This is a genomic window from Pseudomonas tremae (genome assembly GCF_001401155.1).
Taxonomy (GTDB): Bacteria; Pseudomonadota; Gammaproteobacteria; order Pseudomonadales; family Pseudomonadaceae; genus Aquipseudomonas; species Aquipseudomonas tremae.
In genome coordinates, this window is record NZ_LJRO01000407.1 from 1 (window position 1) to 467 (window position 467).

2 protein-coding genes are annotated in these 467 nt (G+C 56.3%); one reads left to right on the forward strand and one right to left on the reverse strand.

Annotation, left to right across the window (positions count from 1 at the left end; translation table 11 throughout):
- Positions 1-250: SMP-30/gluconolactonase/LRE family protein (locus ALO43_RS22615; RefSeq protein WP_174518519.1), on the forward strand; the 250-nt coding region annotated here is incomplete at its 5' end.
- 68 nt (positions 251-318) lie between these two features.
- Here ALO43_RS22615 and ALO43_RS29470 read toward each other — a convergent pair.
- A partial coding sequence (locus tag ALO43_RS29470; RefSeq protein WP_157062357.1) for a diguanylate cyclase domain-containing protein occupies positions 319-467 on the reverse strand: 149 nt, incomplete at its 5' end.

Here is a 467-nt window from a genome sequence, read left to right on the forward strand (position 1 = left end):
GTTTGCCGAGATTGCCCCCGGCATCCCTGACGGACTCAAGGTCGACGCGCAGGGCAACGTCTGGAGCAGCAGCAAAGAGGGCATTCAGGTGTTCTCTGCCAGCGGCGAGTTGCTGGGGAAAATAAAGGTGACGGCGAAAGACACCGGCAATCTTGCATTCTGTTCTACCGGTTCACAGCACTGGATTTACATCACCGCTGCCAACAAGGTGTTGAGAATACCCGCTCTTGTTGGTGGTAGTCGGCCGTAAAGCGTCCGTCACGGTGAGATACCAATAGCGCCGTACGGTATTCCTGAAGACTCCGCTCGTAGCCAACCTCAATAAATCGTGTCGTCTGCCTGTGCGATATCGACACGGTTGCGGCCCAGGCGCTTGGCCTGATAGAGCGCTTTGTCTGCACGCTGAATCAGGCTTGCCGCTGTTTCTCCCGGGCTGAGTTGCGCAACTCCCAGAGAAATAGTCACTG